The organism is Streptomyces sp. NPDC046862 (assembly GCF_040704615.1).
Classification (GTDB): Bacteria; Actinomycetota; Actinomycetes; order Streptomycetales; family Streptomycetaceae; genus Streptomyces.
On sequence record NZ_JBEYXP010000039.1, the window covers coordinates 41,624 to 61,789 of the forward strand.

Below are 20,166 nucleotides of genomic sequence, written 5' to 3' on the forward strand. Positions count from 1 at the left end.
CGGCTCACATGTTCTCGGTCAGGGCCTCCGTGAGCCGGCGGGAGGCGCGCTTGGCCTCGGTGGTGGGGTCGGAGCCGGTCAGGACGGCGGTCATGTACTCCTTGATGGGGTTGTTGGCCTCGACGGCCCCCCACTGGGGTGAGGCGGGGGTTGCCCGGCCCTCCGCCGCGCCCGCCGCCATGGCCGCGACGCCGGACTTGTCCGCGACCCGGCCCGCGAGGGTCGTCTTGTTGGGCACGTAGTCCATCGACCGGGCCAGTTCGGTGTCCCACTTGGCGCCGACGAGGGCGGAGATGACGGCGACGGCTCCCGCGCTGTCGTCCGTGCTCTCGGGCACGACGAGGTCGGAGCCGCCGGTGAAGACGGCGCCGGGCTTGGCGGCCGTTTCGCCGGGGACGGGGAAGAACCCGAGGTCGTCCTTCAGATCGGGATTCTGGTGCACGGCGACTTGGGCGAGCCCGGGCACGGCCACCACCTGCGCGATGTCCCCCTTGGCGAACACCCCCACCAGGGGCGGGTTGTCCTCGTCGGTGTCCTTGGGCCCGTCGCCGAGCGCCTGGAGGCGTCGGTAGAAGTCCATGCCCCGCAGGGCCGCGGGCGTGTCCAGGGTGCCCGTCCACCGGCCGGAGCCGGCCGCGGACTCCTCGGCGAGTTCACCGCCCTCGTCCCAGATGAACCCGGCCAGCGTGTACCAGTCCTGTCCGGGGAGATAGATGCCCTGCTGCTGCCCGGAGTCGAGCTTCTTGGTGTCGGCGAGCCACTGTGCCCGTGTCTTCGGCGGCTTGTTGATGCCGGCCCGGGCGAACAGGTCCTTGCGGTAGACCACGACGCGGTTGGCGGCGTACCAGGGGATGCCGTACTGGTGGCCCAGGAACCGGCCGGGTTCCGCGAGGCCGGGCAGCCAGTGGTTCATGTCCCAGTCACGCATCGACTCCAGGGTCAGGTCGAGCAGCCCACCCTCGTCGACGTACTGGGCGACCTGGGTGTTGCCGACCTCGATGACGTCGGGCCCGGTGCCGTCGTCCGCCTTGAGCGCCTTGCTCACCTTGTCGCCGATCCCGCCCCACTCCTGGATGCGGAAGTCGAGCCGGATGTCGGGGTGCTTCCGCTCGAAGTCCTCGGTGAACCGCTTCAGGAAAGCGCCCGAGGCACTGCCCTTCATGAGCCACACGGTGACGGTCCGCTCGTCGCCGCCGGGCAGGAGCCCGCACGAGGTGAGCAGGAAGAGGGCGAGGAACACGACAGCGGCACGACTGGAGCGACGTCTCACGAGGGGGTCCTGTTCTGCCTTGCCGGAGATCCGGACAGGGAGGGTGCGCCCGACGTGGGGGACGAGCTCGTCGCTCGTACGGGTTGGCCGGATTTTGGTATAGACCATTGGTGGACGTCAAGGGTGTCCCGCCTTCGGTCTCCCGACGTCTCGCGCACCGCCGCGCTCTGCGGCACCGTGGAGTGACGCGTGGCACAGCGGCCACGGCCGAGAGGAGCACCCCTATGTCCGACCACACCTACCGCGTCACCGAGATCGTCGGCAGCTCGCCCGAGGGCGTCGACCAGGCCATCCGCAACGCGCTCTCCCGCGCCTCCCAGACCCTGCGCCAGCTGGACTGGTTCGAGGTCACGCAGATCAGGGGTCACCTCGAGAACGGCGAGATCGAGCATTTTCAGGTCGGGCTGAAGGTCGGCTTCCGGCTGGAGGACACGGACTGACCGACCCGGACACGGACTGACCGCTCCGGGCACGCGGTGCCGCTACGGCGCCGTCAGGTCCGTCCTTCCCGTTCCTGCGCCACCTTCAGCGCGGCCGACGCGGCCGCCCACCGTGCCCGTACGACCGTGAAGCCCGCCCGCTCGGCGTCCTCGCAGACCAGCTCGTCGTCGTCCACGAGGAGACGGATCTCGCGCGTGAGGGCGAGGCGGCGCAGGATCTCCAGCTTGGTGCGGCGGGCGGGCCTGCGGTCACCGTCGCGGCGCATGAACACGCGCCCCTGGGGCAGCCCGTGCGCGGCGAGCCAGTCCAGCGTGTCCCGCCGGCAGCGCTCGGGCCGCCCGGTCAGGTACATCACCTCGCACTCCTCGGCGCTCTCCTTCACCAGCGCCACGCCCCGCGCCAGCGGCGGATCGTAGGGCGCGGCCGCGAAGAACGCCTCCCAGTCGCGCGGCCCGCGCTCCAGGAACCGCTGCCGGTGCGCGGTGTCGGCGAGGGTGTTGTCCAGGTCGAACACGGCGAGAGGCCGGCCGTCCTCGCGCGCGGCGGCCCGCGGACCGCTGTTCTGCTCCGTCACGCGGCCCACCCTAGGCGCCCGGGGTGGCGCGACCCTTACCGGTGCCAGATCTGCCGGTAACCCTCCTGGTAGCCCGAGGGGTTCCATGTGGTGGCGCCTTTGCTGTTGGCGGCCGTGCTGATGTGGACGGGGGCGACGTATCCGCTGGCGGGCGTCGCGGAGAAGGCGCGGTTGAACTCGTCGATGATCTGCCAGCCCTGCAGGGACAGCGGTTCGGGCACGGTGGCGGACTGGTACTGCTTGTTGTTGACGCGCTCGAAGGCGGAGGGGTCGCCGTCGCCGGCACCGATGTTGAAGGGAGGGCCCTCACTCGCTTCGCCGGCGGCGCGGAAGGCTGGGGCGGCGTCGGCGAAGTACAGGTCGTTGATGGCGACGGAGTGTGTCCATTCGCCGCGGAAGCGCGAGAGGAGGGAGGAGACCTGCCGGGGGGTCCGGGTACTCGCGTCGGGGATCGGGATGTTCTCGGTCGCCAGCAGCCGCACCCCGGAGCAGGTGGCGAGCTGCTTCTTGATCAGGTCGGACTTGAACTTGGCGAACGGGATGGAGGCGTCGGTGAAGACGACGGTCCCGGCGTTGCCGTTGGAGTGAGCGATGATCCACTGGGCGCTGATCCGGGCCACGTCCTGGACCCTGGTGGTGACGTTGGCGAAGAGCCTGGGTTTCTCGCTGGGGCCCGGGGCGGCGACCGCGTGCCAGCCGACCAGAGGGATGCCCGCGGCGTTCGCCTGCTGGACCTGCCGCGAGGTCGAGTTGGGGTCGAAGCCGCCGATGACGATGCCCGAGGGCTTAAGCGCCACGGCCTGGCCGAAGGCCGACTGGATGCCGGCGGGTGTGCCACCGCCGTCGATCACCCGGACGTTCCAGCCGACGACCCTCGCCGCCTCCCTCACTCCCTTGGCGGCGCCCGCCACTCCTGGGTTGGTCATGGTCTGCGCGACGTAGACGATGTTCTTGCCGGACACCGCCGCGGGACCGCTCGTCGGCCCGTTCCAGGGGACGTCGGTCCGCTGGGCCCGTTCCACGGCGGCCTCGGCACGGGCGTGCACGGCGGGGCAGCCGTCGGGGCCCGAGGTGGGGTTCTCCGGGCCGGTCGACGACCCTCGTTCGCAGCCGGCGAGGAGGGCCGCCGCCACCAGCAGGGCCGCGGAGGCGAGCCGGGTCGGGAAGCCGGTGGGCACGGTGGTGCGGTTCATGGGCTGGTCCCTGGTGTGCTTCCGTCCGGAGGGGACGAGGACGGGGCGGACGACGGTCCGGTGGTTGTGTCGGGGGCCGAGGTGGCGCCGGTGCTCAGCCGTCGGCGGGCCGACCAGCCGGCCAGGCCGACGGCGATCAGCAGGGTGGCCCCGTTGAACAGCGGGATCACCCAGAAGTCCGCGCCGAGCTGGCCGATGCCGGAGAGGCCGACGGCGAGGACGGCGACGGCGACGAGGGTGCCGAGGGCGTTGGGACGTCCGGGTCTGATGGCGGTCGAGCCGAGGAGGGCGCCGACGAAGGCGGGCAGCAGGTAGTCGAGGCCGACGCTGGGGTTCCCGATCTGCTGCTGGGCCGCCAGCAGCACTCCCGCGAAGCCGACGATCAGTCCCGAGGCGGTGAACGCGTAGACACAGTACCGGCGGGTCGGGATGCCCACGAGGTCGGCGGCCCGGGGGTTGGAGCCGATGACGTACAGGTACCGGCCGAGCGGCAGCCGTTCCAGCAGCAGCCACAACACGAGGGCGAGGGCGAGCACGTAGAACGCCGGAACCGGGAGGCCGAGGAAGGTGGAGTCGTAGATGTCGGTGAAGGCGGCGGGCAGGCCCCGGGGGCCGGGGACGATCCGTCCGCCGTCGGTGATCCAGCCGGTGACGGCGTACATCATGCTGCCGGTCCCGAGCGTGGCGATGAAGGAGTCGATCCGGCCGAACTCGACGACGACGCCGTTGAGGACACCGACGACCGTCATGCCGGCGATCACCGTGAGGCAGGCGAGGGGCCAGGGCCATCCCTCGTTCACGACGAGCTGCATCACCATGACGTGCGCCAGGCCGAGGCCGTACCCGATGGAGAGGTCGAACTGCCCGGTCACGATGGGGACCATGGCGCCCAGCGCGAGGATGGCCGGGATCGACTGGCTGGACAGGATCGAGTCGACGTTGTCCAGGGTGGGGAACGTGCGGGGCAGGGCCAGGGAGAAGACCAGGAAGAGCAGGGCCGTGAGGGCGAGGAGGCCGTAGGTGCCGATGAGGTGCCCGACCGGAACGCCCAGCCCGCGCAGCCGTCCGGGCAGGACCGGTCGGCGTGGCCGGGTCCCCCGCGGTGAGGAGGGGCTGGGCGGGGTGGTCATCGGCTCGTCGCGGTTCCGGAAGGGGGCAGGGCCGAGGCCGCCCGGGTGAGCCCGGTGACGGTGAGGTCCGCGCCGCTCAGTTCGGCTGTCACCGTGCCGCGGACGAAGACCAGGGCGCGTCTGCACACGCCCGCGACCTCCTCGAAGTCCGTGGAGAGGAGCAGCACCGCGAGGCCGGCGGACAGCGCCTCGTCGAGCAGGCGGTGGATCGCGGCCTTGGCGCCGACGTCCACGCTCGCGGTGGGTTCCTCGAGGATCAGCAGACGCAGTCCAACCCGCAGCCAGCGGCCGATCACGACCTTCTGCTGGTTGCCGCCGGAGAGCGTGGCGATGGGCGCCTCGCTGTCGCGGGGACGGACCGAGAACCGTTCGATCAGGGTGGTGGCCTCCGCGCGTTCCCGGCGGGGGCTGATCCAGCGCAGTGCCGGCAGGCCTCCCGCACGGGGATTGGCCAGGAGGTTCTCCCGTACGGTCAGCTCGGGGGCGCAGCCCTCCCCCTGTCTGTCGCCGGTCACGAATCCGACGCCGAGCCCGACGGCGTCGGCGACCAGACGGGGGCGGTACGGCCGGCCGCCCAGCAGCGCCGTCCCTTCGAGGAGGGGCCGGGAGCCGGCGAGGGCCCGGCCCAGGTCCATGTGCCCGGCGCCCGTGAGACCGACCAGGCCGAGCACCTCCCCGGCCCTGACGTCCAGGCCGACCGGGCCGGCGCCGGGTGTGCGCACGCCGTCCAGGGTCAGGACGGCGGCGCCGTCGGCGGGAACGGCGGCGGGACGGTGGCCAACCGGTTCCTCGCCGACGATGTCGTGCACCAGGCGGGCCGGGCTGTGCCCCGCCAGCGGTCCGTGGCGCACCAGGCGGCCGTCGCGCAGCACGGCGAAGGTGTCGGCGACCTCGTACACCTCGTCCAGGCGGTGGCTGACGTAGAGGATGCCGCGTCCGCTGTCGCGGAGGGTGTGCAGGACATCGAAGAGGCGGGCGCAGTCCGCGGCGGGGAGGCGGGCCGTGGGCTCGTCGAGGACGATGAGCCGCGCCCGTGTCGCCAGAGCCCTGGCGACGGCGACGAGCGAGCGCTCCGCGGGGGCGAGGTCGGCGACGCGCGCGTCGGGGTCGAGCCGCCCGGAGACGGTCCGCAGGACCTCGACGCAGGTCTCCCGGGTCCGCCGCCACGAGATCAGCCCCGCCCGGCGTGCGTATCCGGCGCCCAGCGCGATGTTCTCGGCCACGGTCATCCAGTCCACGAGCCCGAGGTCCTGGTGGATGAAGGACATGCTCCGGGTGGCGGCAGGGGTGCCGAGGGGGTGCCCGGCCACCGTGATCCGTCCCGCGTCGGCGCGGTGGACCCCGGCGAGGACCTTGATGAGTGTCGACTTTCCGGCGCCGTTGGGGCCGAGGAGGGCGAGGACGCTGCCGGCCGGGATGTCGAGGTCGACGCCCTTCAGGGCGCGGGTACCGCCGAACCGTTTGCTGAGGCCGCGAATGCGGACCAGCGGCTCCGCGCCGAAGGGCGGGGGCGCCGTCGCAGAGGTGTCGGGAGTGTCTTGCACGGACATCTCCGGGGGTCGGCCTGGCGAGTTCTTCCCGACATGCACGAGGTGCACAGGTGCACAGGTGCACGAGCGGTACCAGTGGGACCGATCATTACATAGGCGACATTAAGGATCCCGTCATGATCCTTGGGTCTGTCGTGGCTTCAGGGCGTGTCGAGCCAGCATTCGGCCCAGATGACCTTGCCCTCCGGGATGTAGCGCGTTCCCCAGGCCTGGGCGAGCTGGGCGACGAGGAACAGGCCCCGGCCGCCCTCGTCCAGGGTGGCAGCGCGGCGCAGGTGCGGGGCGGTGTTGCTGGTGTCGGAGACCTCGCAGATCAGGGTGCGGTCGTGGAGGAGCCGTACCCGGATGGGCCCGGCCCCGTGGCGGACGGCGTTGGTGACGAGCTCGCTGAGCAGGAGCTCCACGGAGAACGCGATCTCGTCCAGTCCCCAGTCGGCCAGTTGACGGGTGGCGGCGGTGCGGACCTCGGCCACCCGGGCGGGGTCGGAGGGCAGCTCCCAGGTGGCGATCCGGCGGGGGTCCAGGGCGTGGGTGCGCGCGACGAGCAGCGCGATGTCGTCGGCGGGGTGGGCGGGCGCCACGGTGTCCAGGACGGCCTGACAGGTGTCCTCGGGTGTGTGGTCCGGATGGGCCAGGGCCTCGCACAGGTGGTCGAGGGCCTCGTCGATGTCCCGCTCCCGGTCCTCGATGAGCCCGTCGGTGTAGAGGACGAGCCGGCTGCGCTCGGGGATGTCGATCTCGGCGGTCTCGAAGGGCAGTCCGCCGAGTCCGAGCGGAGGCCCCGCGGGCAGTTCGAGGAGCGAGACGGTGCCGTCGGGGCGGACCAGCGCCGGCGGTGGGTGGCCGGCGCGGGCCATGGCGCACCGCTTCGAGGTCGGGTCGTAGATGGCGTAGAGGCAGGTGGCGCCGATGATGCCCATGCTGTCGGCCGCGGGGTCGTCCTTGCCCTCCTCGCGGTCCAGGCGCACCACGAGGTTGTCGAGGTGGGTGAGGACTTCCTCCGGAGGGAAGTCGAGCTCGGCGAAGCTGCGTGCGGCGGTCCGCAGGCGGCCCATCGTGGCGGCCGAGTGCATGCCGTGACCGACGACGTCGCCGACGAACAGGCCGATCCGGGTGCCGGAGAGGGGGATGACGTCGTACCAGTCCCCGCCCACTCCGGACTCGGCCGGCAGATAGCGGTGGGCGACCTCGACGGCGTCCAGCTCGGGCAGACCACGCGGTAGCAGGCTGCGCTGCAGGGCCAGGACCATGGTGCGCTCGTGCGTGTAGCGCCGGGCGTTGTCGATGGAGAGGGCGGCGCGGGTGGCCAGTTCCAGGGCCAGGGCACGGTCGTCGTCCGCGAAGGGCGCCGGGTCCTGTCCGCGGTAGAAGCTGGCGACACCGAGGACGACACCGCGGGCGGCGAGGGGGACGGTGATGAGGGAGTGGACGTGGGCGAGCAGCCGCTCGGAGTGCTCGGGGTCCTGGGCGAGCCAGCCCGCGGCGGCCTTCAGGTCGGGTTCCAGTACCGCCTGCCCGGTGGACAGGCAGCGCAGCTGGGGTGTCGTCGGATGGAAGTCCATCCGTTTGCCCACGGGGCTGAAGGGGAGGTCGTCACGGATGCCCTGGACCACCGTGCGCAGCAGGTCGCCGGGAGGGTCCGCTGGCTCGTCGCCGCGCAGGACGGCCTCGGACAGGTCGATCGTGACGAAGTCGGCCAGGCGCGGGACGGCCGTCTCGGCGAGTTCCTCGGCCGTGCGGCGTACGTCCAGGGTGGTACCTATGCGGGTACTGGCCTCGGAGAGCAGCTCCAGTCGGCGTCGTGCGGCCAGGGCGTACTTCGCCACCTCCGGCTCGCCGACCAGCACGAGCCCTCCGGTCGGCGCGGAGGCGTCGGCGGAGCCGGCGCCCGAGCCGTCGGTTCCGCCGGGGCCGTGGGGCACGCCTCCGTCGGTGCCGGTGGCGCCCGGGGCCCGTGAGGTGCCGGAGAGCGGTTCCGAAGGTGCGGTGAGCGGCCCGTGCCCGTGCGGCAGGGCGACGGCGGAAGGTTCCGACGGCCCGCCGGGGAGGGCGAGGGCCGCGGCGCGGGAACGGGTCGGCCGGTCGGCCGGGCGCGGGACGGGGAACGGCTGCCGGGGGGCGAGGCCCGGGAGGACGGCCTCGATGGCGATGCCCTCCACCCCGGAGGAGCTCGTCATGGGGTGGCTCATCAGCGTCACCCGGCGACCGTCGGAGAGCGCCACGTCCACGGCGGCCCGCAGCCCGGAGGAGAGCAGCTCGGCGGCCTTCTGCCGGAGGACCGCCCGATCGCCGGGGCGCAGCTCCCGGGACAGCTCGTCCACTCCCACGGTGCGGCCCAGCCCGGCGGCGGCGCCCGCCGCGGGGAGGGAGGCGTCCAGGTAGGTCCGCAGCAGAGCGCGCTCCCGTGCGGAGCTCTGGCCGAGCAGCCGCCCCTCGATGGCCTCGGCGGCCTTGCGTATCACCGTGACCAGCGCCGGGTCCTCGGCGGAGCGCGGATAGCCCAGGCACAGGACGCCCTCGACGGTACCGCTGAGGGGGTCGCGGACGGGCAGCGCGCGGCAGGCGCTCGCCTGGGAGCGCTCGGCGAAGTGCTCGGCCCCGTGCACCCGGATGAGCTGCCGGTCCGCGAGCGCCAGCCCGATTCCGTTCGTGCCGGCGACCTGCTCGGCGAACACGAATCCCGGGACGCTCTGGATCGCCGGGAGGCTCCGGGCCATGGAGGCCTCTCCGAAGCGGCGCAGCAGGACGGTCCCGTTCGCGTCGGCGACGGAGATGTTCATGCTGCTGCCCGCGAACCTGCGCTGCAGCCGGTCGACCACGGGAGTGGCGGCCCGGACGAGCCGGCCGTCCGCGTCGAAGTCCTCCCGGAAGGGAAGCTCGCTCTGGTCCGGCGACAGGCCCAGGGCGCGGCTGCGCTGCCAGGAGTTCAGGATCGATGGGCGCACTCCACCGTCGACCGGCTCACCCTGCATGAACCGTTCGCGGTTGTGCGCGGGCGCCGCGCCACCTGCCGCGCGCCCCGCCGCTATCGGCGTTTCGCCGGAACGAACCACGTTCCGCCCCACTCACTCCCCGGGATACCTACTCCTCGGACAAACTAGTAACTTTCGAAACTTCCTGGCATTGACGAGGATACGGGCAAATCGAGCTACGAGTCACCGTTCACCAGAGGTATCGCGTGCTTCGAGGGTCAGGTGAGGCGGAGGAGGACGGCGGACGGGGCGTCGGGAAGGTGCAGGGAGAGTTCGGCGGTGGCGGGGTCCCACGTCGTGGTGGCCCGGTGCGTGGAGGGGTGGAGGACGTCGACGCGCACCTCGCCGGCCCTCAGGTGCTGCAGCGAGAGGGTCACGTCCTGGTCGCCGCCGGGACGGCGCCAGACGGTGATGTAGGTGGCGCCCGGAGCGTGCAGGGCCAGGGCCAGCCATGTGTCGTCCCAGGCGGGCAGGCCCAACGGCCACAGCGGCAGGGCTTCCGGGAGGTCGGCGCGGATCTCCTTGTACACGGCCACCGCCTCGTGGACCAGGGCGCGGGCCTCGGGCGACAGTTCCGTGAGGCGCCCGGAGAGGTGGATACGGCCGAGGAGCGCGCTCGCCATGGTGAACGCCACCTCGTCGAGGGAGTCCTCGGGCCGTGGGTACGCCCAGACGGCACCCTGTTCGGGGGTGACCGCGGTGGGGGCGGCGGCCGCGACGGGCGCGTACTCCAGGAGGTTCTCCTGGTCGCTGGTGGACTGCAGCTGGACGCGCGAGAGCAGTGCGTGATCCATGCGCATGCCGCCGGAGGCGCAGTTCTCCAGCACCAGGTGGGGGTGGCGGTCGAGGATGCCGTCGAGCCAGTCGAGGTGGGCGCGGTTGTGGCCGAGGAGTCCGGCACCGGGTGCCTCACCGGGGTCGGCGCTGGTGCCGGAGCCGGGGTTGATGTTGTGGTCCAGCTTCAGGTAGCCGACGCCCCACTCCCCCACCAGGCGGTCCACGACCCGGTCCAGGTGGCCGCGGGCGGCGGGGTGGCGCAGGTCCAGGTGGTGACGGCCGTGCTCGACGAGGCGTACGCCCGCGCGGCGGAAGAACGCCTCCTCGGGCAGGCTCTCGGCGAGGGGGCTGCGCACCCCCACCACCTCGGGCTCCAGCCACAGGCCGGGGATCATGCCCCGGTCCCGGACGCGGTCCAGTACCTCGTGGATGCCGCGCGGGCCGGGGAAACGGGAGGCGGCCGGTTCCCAGGCACCGACGCTGTCCCACCAGCCGTCGGCGTCGTCGTACCAGCCCGCGTCGATGACGAAGTACTCGGCGCCCGCCTCGGCGGCGGCGTCGACCAGCGGCAGCAGCTTGGCCGTCGTGGGGTCGCCCATCAGGCAGTTCATGTAGTCGTTGAAGATCACCGGCAGCCGCTGGTGGTCGGGGTGCGGGCGCCGCAGCGCGCGGCGGTAGCGGGTGAGGACCGCGAACGCGCCGTCCGGGCCGCCGTCGGTGGAGAGGGCGAGCGCCGCGGGGACCGTGCGGAACGACTCGCCGGGCGCGAGGGCCTGGCGCCAGTTGTGGTGGGAGTCGCCCGGCCCGGACAGGGCGACGTACGCCGCGTCCTCCCGTTCACCGCACTCCCAGCGCCAGCCGCCCCCGTTGTGCTCGATCTGCCACACCCAGGTCCGGCCCGTCAGGCGGTCGGTCAGACCCCCCATCGGCAGCGAGCCGCAGCTCGACCAGGCGCCCTGACCGGCACGTTCGAAGGTGCCCCGGCCGTCGTGGGAGCGGATGCGGCCGAACAGCGCGGGCGAGGTGAGGCGCAGGGGGCGGCGCTGCCAGCGGCACTCGGCGAGCCAGTCGTTCTCGGCCCACAGTAGGTCGGAGGTGCCGAGCCCTTCCGCTCCGCCGCTGGTCAGGCAGCCCGCGGCGAGTGTGGTGACGGACTCGAGGGAGAGCGTCCCGTCCCCCTCGTTGCGCAGGACGACCTCGCCGCGCAGGGCGGGGACGCCGTCCGGCGAACGATAGGTCACCTCGGCGGCCAGGCCGCTGACGGGGTCGTACAGCTCCACGGTGAGGGTGTGCCAGACACCGTCACGGCCCGTCCGGTGGGAGCGGTGGCGCAGCCGTTCGCCGATGGCCGTGTCGATGAAGCGATTTCCCGACCAGGTGCGGCCGTGCCCCGCCGCCGTCACCTCCACCAGCGGCAGTGGGGCGCCCGGGCGTTGCTCGACGGTCGCCTCGCCGGGGGCTCCGAGGCGTACCAGCCGGACCGTGCCGTCGTCATCGATGCCGATTTCCAGTTCGAGGGCCTCGTGGCCCCAGCGGATGGTCTGCTGTGCGTCGGGCACGGTCACGGTGGTGATGTCCTTTCGGCTCTGGGAGGCGGAGCTGCCGGGGGGGGGTGCCGGGGGGGGCTGCGGGTCAGCTCTGGGCTCGTGACAGGCGGATCATGTTCCAGGAGAGCGGCTCCAGTTCGGCGCGGAGCACTCCGTCGGTGACGGTGGTGCCGACGGCGGCGTGCGGAGTGACGCGGTCCTGGTGGTCCAGGGTGTTACGGGCCTCGGGGTCGGCGTCGGCCAGGGCCAGGTGCTCCACCACGGTGTGGGCGTCGACTCCGCGCAGGTCGATCTCCAATGGCAGGGCGGTGCTCTGGCCTCGGTTGACCGCGAAGACGGTGACGTCACCGGTGGCGTCGTCGGTCACGGCGGTGGCGTGCAGGAGCGACACCTCGCCGAACTTGGCGGTGGTGTACGTGGGACTGTCCACCTCGACGCGCAGCACCCGGCCGCGCCCGTACGCCGACGCCTGCGCGAACGGGAAGAACGTGGTCTGCCGCCACGCCGGGCCGCCCGGCTCGGTCATGATCGGCGCGATGACGTTGACGAGCTGGGCCAGGGACGCGGCGGTGACGCGGTCGGCGTGCCGCAGCAGCGCGATGATCAGCGAGCCGAAGACCACGGCGTCCGTGACGGTGTAGACGTCCTCCAGCAGACGCGGCGCCTGCTGCCAGTCCTCGACCTGGTGCGGGTTGGGACGGCTCTGGTACCAGACGTTCCACTCGTCGAAGGACAGGTTGATGCGCTTCTGCCGCTTGAGCCGCGCGCGGACGTGGTCGCAGGTGGCGACGACCGAATCGATGAAGTGCTCCATGTCGACGGCGGACGCGAGGAAGGAGTCCCGGTCGCCGTCGGCCTCCTCGTAGTAGGCGTGCAGCGAGATGTGGTCGACGAGGTCGTACGTGGCCTCTAGGACGGTGGCCTCCCAGGCGGCGAACGTCTCGATGCCGGAGCCCGAGCTGCCACAGGCGACCAGTTCCAGGCCGGGCTGGATCATCTTCATGGCGCGGGCGGTCTCGGCGGCGAGCCGCCCGTACTCCTCGGCCGTCTTGTGCCCGATCTGCCAGGGGCCGTCCATCTCGTTGCCGAGGCACCACATCTTGATGCCGTACGGCTCCTTCGCTCCGTGGGCGACGCGGCTGTCGGACAGCTCGGTGCCGGCGGGGTGGTTGCAGTACTCCAGCAGCCGTATGGCGTCCTCCAGCCCGCGCGTGCCGAGGTTGACGGCCATCATCGGCTCCATGCCGGTCTTCTCGCAGAAGGCCATGAACTCACCGAGACCGAACTCGTTGGTCTCGGTGGTCTTCCAGGCCAGGTCCAGCCGGGTGGGCCGTTCCTCGCGCGGGCCCACGGTGTCCTCCCAGCGGTAGCCGGAGACGAAGTTGCCGCCCGGGTAGCGCACGGTGGTGACGCCCAGCTCACGGACCAGGTCCAGGACGTCCTGGCGCAGGCCGTCGGCGTCGGCGGTGGGGTGGCCGGGCTCGTGGACGCCCGTGTAGACGCAGCGGCCCAGGTGCTCGACGAACGATCCGTACAGCCGGGGGTGGACGGCTCCGACGCCGAAGGCCGAGTCGAGGGTGAACCGGGCGGGAGTGAGGGGGCGGGGGTCGGACATGACTGCCTCTCGGTGACTTCTGGTTGGCTTCTGGGGTTGGCTTCTGGTTGGCTTCTGAGGGGGCTGTCAGAGGGCGAGCGCACAGACCACGGACCGAGCGGACACCACCTGGTCCGGCTGGTCCGGCGGCTGAAGCGCTCCGTCGTCCAGGACGCGCAGCGCGGCGAGCGTGCCGCTGTGCTGGTTGGCGACCAGCAGGTGACCGGCCGCGTAGGTCAGGCCGCGGGGCCAGGTGCCGCCGCTCGATGTCTCGCCGATCGGTTCCGGGGTGATGCCGGTGACGTCGAACGCGGCCACGGTGTCGGCGCCGCGGTTGGTCAGCCAGACGTAGCGCCCGCAGGGTGAGCCGACGATGCCGCCAGGCTGGTTGACGACGTCCCGGGCCGTGGTGGCGGGCACGGTGGCGAGGGCGGTGAGGGTGCCCGTGGCGGCGTCGTACCGGTGGCAGGTGAGGGTGGAGGACAACTCGTCGGCGCTGAACACCCGTTCCCCGTCGGGGGCGAAGGCGAGGTGGCGGGGGCCGGAGCCGGCGCGCAGCGGGCTCACCGCCGTCCGTTCGAGGGTTCCCGTGCCGGGATCGAGGCGGTAGGTGAACACCGCGTCCGCCCCCAGGTCGGTGGCCAGGACGAAGCGGCCCGCCGGGTCGACGAGGATCTGGTGCGCGTGGCTGCCCTCCTGCCGTCCGGTGACGGGACCCGAGCCCTCGTGGACCACGAAGTCGGTCGGCTCCAGCAGGCTCCCGTCCGCGTCGAGGCGGTGCACGGCCACGCTGCCGGGCACCTTGTCGCTGCCGTAGTTGGCGGTCAGGAGCCAGTTTCCGTCCGGGTGGACGGTGAGGTGGCACGGGTTGGCGCCGCCACTGTCGGCCGGGGCTCCCAGCGTGGTGAGGACGCCGTCGTGGCGCCGGGCGACGGCGCTGACCGTGCCGGAGTCGGTCTCGTTCGTGCTGTAGACGACGTCGAGGGTCGGGTGGGCGGCCAAAAAGGACGCACCGCTGACGGGGAGCGGCGGCACCCCGGTGTCGTACGCCAGTCCGCCGGTCGACGGATCGAGCCGCAGGGCGGAGAGCCCGGTGCCCTCACCTCCGGTGTCGGGGGTGTAGGAGCCGACGAGGACGTGAACCGGGGGGTGTGAAGCGGGCGTTGGCATGGGGGTTCCGGGGGTTCCTTGGGACGGGCGGGCGTGGGCGGAGCGGGGATGGGGACTTGGGGTCGTCCGTGTCCGGACTGCTGGGTCGATCGGCGCGGCCGGAAGTCCGGGCGTTCAGGTCGGGCCGGGCGACCGGCAGTTTGGACCGGGCGGTTGGCAGGCGGGTGGGTCGGCCGGCGGGACGGGCCGGGCGACCGCGGCGTTCGCGGTCGAGCGACCGGGGCGTTCGGGGTCGGGCGAGGTCGGTCCGGCCGCGTCGGTCCGACCGGACCGGACCGGACCGGCCAGTCGGACAGGTCCGCCGATGTGGTCGGGGCGGTAGGGGCAGTATGGCGGTAGGGCGGTAGGGGCGATCAACCAGACCGGAGCGGACGGGCCGAACCAGTCGGACCAGACGGCCGGCCAGACAGTCGGCCAGGCAGGCCGGGTCACTACGGTCGGGTCGACGGGCCGAGCGGGTCGGCCAGGCCGGCTGGGGCAATAGGGCGATGGGGCACGGTCGTGCCGAACCGGCTGGGCCGGGTCGGACGGGGTGGTCGGGTGGTCGGGTGGTCGGGTGGTCGGGTGGTCGGGTGGTCGAGTCAGCCAGGCAGGCTGAGGCAGGCGGGCACGGTTGGGCCGAGCGGCTGGGCCGGGTCGGACGGGGTGGTCGGGGGGTCGGGTCAGCCGGAGTGGTCGGGCGACGGGCCGGGTCGGCAGGGGTGGTCGGGCGACGGGCCCGGGCGGCCGGGCCGGACGGCCAAGTCGGGTCAGCGGACGATGTCGTCGTGGTGGTCGAGGAGTTCCAGCTCGTGGCGCCTGGGCAGGCCCTCCCAGTCGCCCGTGGTGCTGACGGCGAAGGCGCCGAGCAGGGCCGCCGTCCGCAGGCGCCTCTCCGGTGGTTCGCCGGCGAGCAGTTCCGCTAGGTAGCCGGCGACGAACGCGTCTCCCGCGCCCACCGAGTCGAGCACGGTGACGGGGACGGCGGGCTGTCGGTGTTCCTTGCCGTCGAGGAGCGCGTACGCGCCCTCGGCACCCAGCTTGATGACGGCCCCGTTCGGCCCGAGGGCGCAGATCCCCTTGGCGAGTTCCTCCGGGTCGTCGGTGCCGGGCACCGCGAGCCGGGCCTCGTGCGGTCCCGCGAAGACCAGGTCGCTGCGGCGCACGAGCGGCAGCAGCGTGCGCGCGGCGTCCTCCTCGCTCCACAGCAGCGAGCGGTAGTTGATGTCCAGTGAGACCGGCACTCCGGCATCCACCGCGATGTCCACCGCCCGGGTGACGGCACGGGACGGTCCCTCGCCCAGTGCCGGGGTGATGCCCGTGATGTGCAGGACGGCCGCACCGGCGACGAGGTCCTCGGGAACGTCCTCGGCGGACAGCCGGCAACCGGCCGTGTGGGTGCGGTAGTAGCGCGCGCGGCTGTGCGTGACCGTACGGCGTTCCCGCAGCAGGAGGGAGGTGGGGGCGGGATCGCGGGGGGCGACGGTGGTGACGCCTTCCGCGCGCAGTTCGCGGAGGATGAGGTCGCCGAGCGGGTCGTCGCTGACCCGGCCGATCCAGGTGGCGGATCCGCCGAGCCGGCTGACGCCCACCGCCACGTTCGACTCGGCCCCCGCGAGGCCCAGGCGCAGGCCGGCACCCACGGCCAGCGGACCGGCGTCGGGTGCGGCGAGAACCGCGAGGGCCTCTCCTACGGTCACCAAGGAGCGTTCCTGAGAAGGGCCGTTCACGAGCCCACCTCCTGATCGCGGGGCTTGGCCCGGATCGTGGCCAGCAACGTGCGCGCCCTCGCGGTGAGGGCGTCGAGGGCGTCCGGTGCCGGGTTCCGGTCCGCTCCGCGGAGGAGCGGGGAGCCGATGCCCACCGCGTGGGCGCCCGCGTCGAGGTAGTCGCGGGCCTGGTCGACACCGACGCCGCCCACGGCGACGAGCGGGACGTCCGGCAGCGGTGCCCGCAGTTGCCGAAGGTGGGCGGGCCCGCCCGTGCTCGCCGGGAAGAGCTTGACGGCGGCGGCACCGGCCCGCCAGGCGGTGAACACCTCGGTGGGTGTCCAGGCTCCGGGGTAGCACGGGATGCCGCTGTCGGCGGCGTCGCGGATCACGTCCGTGTCCACGACCGGGGCCACCAGGAACTCGGCGCCGGCCGCGAGCGCGTCCCGGGCGTCGCCCGTGGTGATGACGGTGCCGGCACCGACCGCTACCTCGGGGCCGAGCTCATCCCGGATGCGGGCGAGCGCGTCGAGCGCCCCCGAGGTGGTGAGCGTGACCTCCAGGCAGGTGATGCCCCCGGCCGCGAGGGCACGGGCCGCGGCGGGCAGTCCCGTGGCGTCGGCCGACCGCAGGATGGCCATGACACGGGTCCGGTCCAGCTGTGGGGTCGGAGCGGGACGCGCCGTCATGAACCCACCGCCGCGGGGGACTTGCCGGTTCCCTGGGTGTCGGTCATGCGAGATTCCTTTGCAGCACGGTGCGTCGGTAAACGCGTGAAAACTTTCGGTGATCCCGTGGTCACTTGAGGCCGGAGGTGGCGATGCCGGAGATGAAGCCGCGCTGCATGATCAGGAAGAGCGCGAGCACGGGGACCACGTACATCACGGTGCCCGCCGCCACGAGGTTGAAGAGCATGCCGCCGTGCTGGTTGACGTAACCGGTGGCGAGTTTGACCGCGAGAGTGGTGTGGTCGTCGTCCAGCAGCAGGGCGGGCGCGACCCAGTCGCCCCAGGTCCAGCTGAAGGACAGGATCAGGCTGGTGGCGATGACCGGCCAGGACTGGGGCAGGAAGATCCGCCAGAAGATGCGGATCTGCCCGCAGCCGTCGACGATCGCCGCCTCCTCCAGTTCCTTGGGCATGTTGGTGAAGAACTGCCGGAACAGGAAGATCAGGTACGGGGCGCCGCACAGACCCCACAGCACCCACGGCACATAGGTGTTGACCAGGCCGGCCCTGGCGAACAGCAGATAGGTCGGGATGAGCGTGATGATCTGGGGCAGCATCATCGTCGACATCATCACGCCGAAGACCACGCGCTTGCCCGGGGCGTCCAGCCGGGCCAGACCGTAGCCGGCCCAGGCGGAGGCCAGCGTGACCAGAATCGCGTAGGTGCCGGCGACCATCAGCGAGTTGCGGGCGAAGCCGAGGTAGTCGAAGAAGGTCAGGGCGTGCTGGAAGTTGTCCAGGGTGGGGTGGTGGGGCCACCAGTGGACGGGGAGGGCGCGTATTTCGGAGGGCGCCTTCAGTGCGGTGATCGCGAGCCAGCCGAAGGGGCCGAGGAAGAGGACGAGCACTCCGACGAGGAGCATGTAGACGACATGGCGTCTGGCGAACACCATCACTTGCCTCCGATCGTGCGGGGCTTGTTCTTCGCCGACTCCGGCTCCACGGAGTAGAAGACCACGCCCTTGCTGAGCCTGAAGACGAGGAAGGTGACGAAGACGATGATCGCGAAGAGCACCCACAGCAGGGCGGAGGCGTACCCGTAGCGTCCGTTGGCGAAGTACTGGGCGAACACGTTGATCATGAACAGGTAGTTGCTCTCGGGGACGGCCGAGACGCCCTTGGGGGTGGGGTCGAGCGAGATGAGCAGCGGGGCGAAGGTCTGCAGGGCGGCGATGATCCCGGTGACCACCTGGAAGAACAGCACGGGGGAGAGCAGCGGCAGGGTGATCCGGGTGAAGGACTGCCAGGGACTCGCGCCGTCCACCCGTGCCGCCTCGTGCAGCTCCTTGGGTATGTCCTGGAGCCCCGCCAGCGAGATGATCATGACGTTGCCGACACCCCACATCGTCAGCGTGATCAGCACCCAGCGGGCGTACGGGTCGGCCAGCCAGGTCACCCCGTTGGTGTCGAAGGCGTCCAGCAGACCGTTGGCCGCGCCGGAGTCCCGGTCGAAGATCAGCTTGAAGGTGAGGGCGGCACCGACCGGCGGCACCACGGCGGGCAGGTACAACAGGGTGCGGAACAGTCCGCGGGCGCGTATCGGCTGGTTCACCAGCACCGCGAGGAACAGTCCCGCGACGATCGTCAGCGGCACGGTGATCGCGGTGAACACTCCGGTGCGGACCAGGCTCTGGATGGTCTCCGGGTCGCTGAAGAGCTCCCGGTAGTTGTCCAGCCCCACGAAGCGGGAGTTCGGGGAGAGCCCGTCGGAGTTGGTGAAGCTCAGCCACAGCGCGTACCCGAGCGGGAAGGCCGTCAGGGCCAGGAAGCCCAGCGTCCAGGGGCCGAGGAACACATAGAAGGCCCAGGCCCTGCGCGTCCGCAGCGAGCGGCCGCGGCTCCGCCGCGCGCCCGGCCGGGCGGCCGTCTCCGCGGTGGGAGGCGGCGCACCCGGCCCGGCGGCCGGTCCGAGAAGCTGACCGGTGCTCACCCCACCAGCTCCTTGCCCTTGGCGAGCTGGTCGTTCATGCGGGAGTTGAGCTCGTCGGCGACCTTCCCGGCCGAGGTGCCGGACTTGACGGCGTCCGGCAGCACCTTGCTGAGCACCGCGTCGAGGGCGTCCACCTGGGCGTACGGGGAGAAGGGCAGCACCGAGAAGTACGGGGTCTCACGGTGCTGGACCTCGAACGCCTGCTTCTGGAAGGCCGTGCCCTGCGGCATCTGCGAGCGCAGCGACGTCAGAGAGGGGATGCCCCAGCCGCTGGAGGCACGCGCCTTGGCGGGGTCGCCGGCGAAGTACCACTCGAAGAGCTTCCAGGCGGTGTCCTTGTTCTTGGCGTCCTTGGGGATCCAGAAACCGGTGGCGCCGAAGCAGGGGCTGACGCGGTGGCTGCCGAGCTGCGGTGCGGGCGCGAACCGCGAGACCTTGGACAGCTTGGCGTCGCCGCCGATCACCCCGCCGAACCAGTAGCCGTTGGAGCTCATCGCCATCCGGTTGGCCTGGTAGGTCGGCCCGTCCCAGCCGTCCGGGTTCGGGTTGACGACGTTCGGGCCGATGTCGGCCTTCGCGTACTCCAGGTACCAGCCGAGCGCCTTGAGCGCCTCGGGCGAGGAGAAGTCCACCGTGGTCAGGTCGTCGCTGAACACGCTGCCGCCCGCCGACGCGGTCATGCCCGTGAGCTGGGCGAAGACGCCCATGCCGGTGGCGTTCAGCCCGTAGACCTTCACCTTGCCGAGCCGGCGCTTGACCAGCTTCTTGCCGAGATCCAGCAACTCGTCGTAGGACAGGGGCTTCGTGTCACTGGGGAGGTCCACGTTCGCGGCGTCGAACATGTCGGTGCGGTACCAGAGCATCGCGTCCTGCGAGTAGTCCTTCGCGAGGCCGTACCGGGGACCCGCGCCCTGCTTCTCGCCGTCGTAACGCCACACGTCGTTGACGGGGTCGAGGTCGGAGGCCTTCAGCACGCTGCTCTTGGCGAAGTACGGGTCCAGGTCGGTCATCAGTCCGCGCGCCGCGAAGTACGGCGTCTGCGTCGCGCCGGTGCTGCGCACCACGTCCGGCGGGTTCTTGCTGGCCAGCATGGCGTTGAGCTTGGCGATGTCGTAGGTGATGACGCTCAGGTGCACATTGAACAGCTGCTCGATCTGGGCCTTGGTCTTCTTGTCCCACTCGTCTGCCACCGTCATCACGGTGAGGGTCTTCTTGCCGCCGCCGGAAGAACCCGAGCCGCCCACGGAGGCGGCACAGCCGGACAGCGCGGTCGCACCGAGGGCGACACCGGAGTAGGTGAGGAAACGGCGTCTGTCGAGAGACCCGGTGGTCGGGACGGACATGCTGGTGAACCTTTCTACGGGGACTACGACGCGTGCGGGCGCATACGGAGCGGCCGCGGGGAGCGGAGGGGGACTGAGCGGGTACGGAGCCGAGCCGGCAGGCAGCGGCGGACTCGCTCATCCATGGGGGGAGATGTCCAGGCGGGGCGCACACGTCGTCGCAGACGTGTGACGGCATCGGCGTCGGCCGGCCGCGGGGGCGACGGTGGTCGTGTCCGCGGCAGGCCTGAGGGGGCGTCTCATGGCGCACCCGACCCATG

General features: G+C 71.9%; 15 protein-coding genes. 1 reads left to right on the forward strand and 14 read right to left on the reverse strand.

Annotated elements, in window-relative coordinates; genetic code table 11:
* Positions 1-4: 4 nt before the first annotated feature.
* Positions 5-1,270: an extracellular solute-binding protein gene (locus AB0959_RS34815; RefSeq protein WP_366830717.1), complete on the reverse strand. Its 1,266-nt coding sequence runs from the start codon at positions 1,268-1,270 to the stop codon at positions 5-7.
* Between the two features lie 224 nt (positions 1,271-1,494).
* Between AB0959_RS34815 and AB0959_RS34820 the strand changes: the two genes are divergently transcribed.
* Positions 1,495-1,710: a dodecin gene (locus AB0959_RS34820; RefSeq protein ID WP_366830718.1), complete on the forward strand. Its 216-nt coding sequence runs from the start codon at positions 1,495-1,497 to the stop codon at positions 1,708-1,710.
* A 53-nt stretch (positions 1,711-1,763) separates the two neighbouring features.
* Here AB0959_RS34820 and AB0959_RS34825 read toward each other — a convergent pair whose 3' ends face one another.
* The 13 genes from AB0959_RS34825 to AB0959_RS34885 form a co-directional block, all read right to left on the reverse strand.
* Complete coding sequence (locus AB0959_RS34825) at positions 1,764-2,285, reverse strand: hypothetical protein (RefSeq protein ID WP_366830719.1); 522 nt, start codon at positions 2,283-2,285, stop codon at positions 1,764-1,766.
* A gap of 35 nt (positions 2,286-2,320) precedes the next feature.
* Positions 2,321-3,478, reverse strand: a complete 1,158-nt coding sequence (locus AB0959_RS34830) for a substrate-binding domain-containing protein (protein WP_366830720.1) — start codon at positions 3,476-3,478, stop codon at positions 2,321-2,323.
* Positions 3,475-4,608: an ABC transporter permease gene (locus AB0959_RS34835; protein WP_366830721.1), complete on the reverse strand. Its 1,134-nt coding sequence runs from the start codon at positions 4,606-4,608 to the stop codon at positions 3,475-3,477. The genes AB0959_RS34830 and AB0959_RS34835 overlap by 4 nt, the downstream gene beginning before the upstream one ends.
* A complete protein-coding gene (locus tag AB0959_RS34840; protein ID WP_366830722.1) occupies positions 4,605-6,158 on the reverse strand; it encodes a sugar ABC transporter ATP-binding protein in 1,554 nt (517 codons plus the stop codon). Before AB0959_RS34840 ends, AB0959_RS34835 begins: the two co-directional genes overlap by 4 nt.
* A gap of 140 nt (positions 6,159-6,298) precedes the next feature.
* Positions 6,299-9,211: a SpoIIE family protein phosphatase gene (locus AB0959_RS34845; RefSeq protein WP_366830723.1), complete on the reverse strand. Its 2,913-nt coding sequence runs from the start codon at positions 9,209-9,211 to the stop codon at positions 6,299-6,301.
* Between the two features lie 137 nt (positions 9,212-9,348).
* On the reverse strand, positions 9,349-11,466 hold the full coding sequence (locus AB0959_RS34850; RefSeq protein ID WP_366830778.1) for an alpha-galactosidase: 2,118 nt from the start codon (positions 11,464-11,466) through the stop codon (positions 9,349-9,351).
* A gap of 73 nt (positions 11,467-11,539) precedes the next feature.
* Positions 11,540-13,069 (reverse strand): alpha-N-arabinofuranosidase, encoded by a 1,530-nt coding sequence (locus tag AB0959_RS34855; RefSeq protein ID WP_366830724.1) that lies wholly within the window; start codon positions 13,067-13,069, stop codon positions 11,540-11,542.
* A gap of 66 nt (positions 13,070-13,135) precedes the next feature.
* Positions 13,136-14,218, reverse strand: coding sequence for a lactonase family protein (locus AB0959_RS34860; RefSeq protein WP_366830725.1), 1,083 nt, complete (start codon positions 14,216-14,218; stop codon positions 13,136-13,138).
* 749 nt (positions 14,219-14,967) lie between these two features.
* Entirely contained in the window at positions 14,968-15,897 is a 930-nt protein-coding gene (locus AB0959_RS34865) for a sugar kinase (protein ID WP_366830779.1), read from the reverse strand.
* Positions 15,898-15,923: 26 nt separating this feature from the next.
* Positions 15,924-16,595 carry a bifunctional 4-hydroxy-2-oxoglutarate aldolase/2-dehydro-3-deoxy-phosphogluconate aldolase gene (locus AB0959_RS34870; protein WP_366830726.1) on the reverse strand — a complete coding sequence of 224 codons (672 nt, stop codon included), beginning with the start codon at positions 16,593-16,595 and terminating at the stop codon, positions 15,924-15,926.
* Between the two features lie 109 nt (positions 16,596-16,704).
* Positions 16,705-17,526 (reverse strand): carbohydrate ABC transporter permease, encoded by an 822-nt coding sequence (locus AB0959_RS34875; protein WP_366830727.1) that lies wholly within the window; start codon positions 17,524-17,526, stop codon positions 16,705-16,707.
* Positions 17,526-18,458 carry a sugar ABC transporter permease gene (locus AB0959_RS34880; RefSeq protein ID WP_366830780.1) on the reverse strand — a complete coding sequence of 311 codons (933 nt, stop codon included), beginning with the start codon at positions 18,456-18,458 and terminating at the stop codon, positions 17,526-17,528. The genes AB0959_RS34875 and AB0959_RS34880 overlap by 1 nt, the downstream gene beginning before the upstream one ends.
* 101 nt (positions 18,459-18,559) lie before the next feature.
* Positions 18,560-19,906 (reverse strand): extracellular solute-binding protein, encoded by a 1,347-nt coding sequence (locus AB0959_RS34885; RefSeq protein ID WP_366830728.1) that lies wholly within the window; start codon positions 19,904-19,906, stop codon positions 18,560-18,562.
* Between the last annotated feature and the right edge of the window lie 260 nt (positions 19,907-20,166).

Bases quoted from the DNA above. Each gene is read 5' to 3' on its own strand.
- AB0959_RS34820 (WP_366830718.1), top strand. From the start codon at position 1,495: ATGTCCGACCACACCTACCGCGTCACCGAGATCGTCGGCAGCTCGCCC.
- AB0959_RS34830 (WP_366830720.1), bottom strand. From the start codon at position 3,478: ATGAACCGCACCACCGTGCCCACCGGCTTCCCGACCCGGCTCGCCTCC.
- AB0959_RS34835 (WP_366830721.1), bottom strand. From the start codon at position 4,608: ATGACCACCCCGCCCAGCCCCTCCTCACCGCGGGGGACCCGGCCACGC.
- AB0959_RS34840 (WP_366830722.1), bottom strand. From the start codon at position 6,158: ATGTCCGTGCAAGACACTCCCGACACCTCTGCGACGGCGCCCCCGCCC.
- AB0959_RS34855 (WP_366830724.1), bottom strand. From the start codon at position 13,069: ATGTCCGACCCCCGCCCCCTCACTCCCGCCCGGTTCACCCTCGACTCG.
- AB0959_RS34860 (WP_366830725.1), bottom strand. From the start codon at position 14,218: ATGCCAACGCCCGCTTCACACCCCCCGGTTCACGTCCTCGTCGGCTCC.
- AB0959_RS34870 (WP_366830726.1), bottom strand. From the start codon at position 16,595: ATGACGGCGCGTCCCGCTCCGACCCCACAGCTGGACCGGACCCGTGTC.
- AB0959_RS34875 (WP_366830727.1), bottom strand. From the start codon at position 17,526: ATGGTGTTCGCCAGACGCCATGTCGTCTACATGCTCCTCGTCGGAGTG.
- AB0959_RS34885 (WP_366830728.1), bottom strand. From the start codon at position 19,906: ATGTCCGTCCCGACCACCGGGTCTCTCGACAGACGCCGTTTCCTCACC.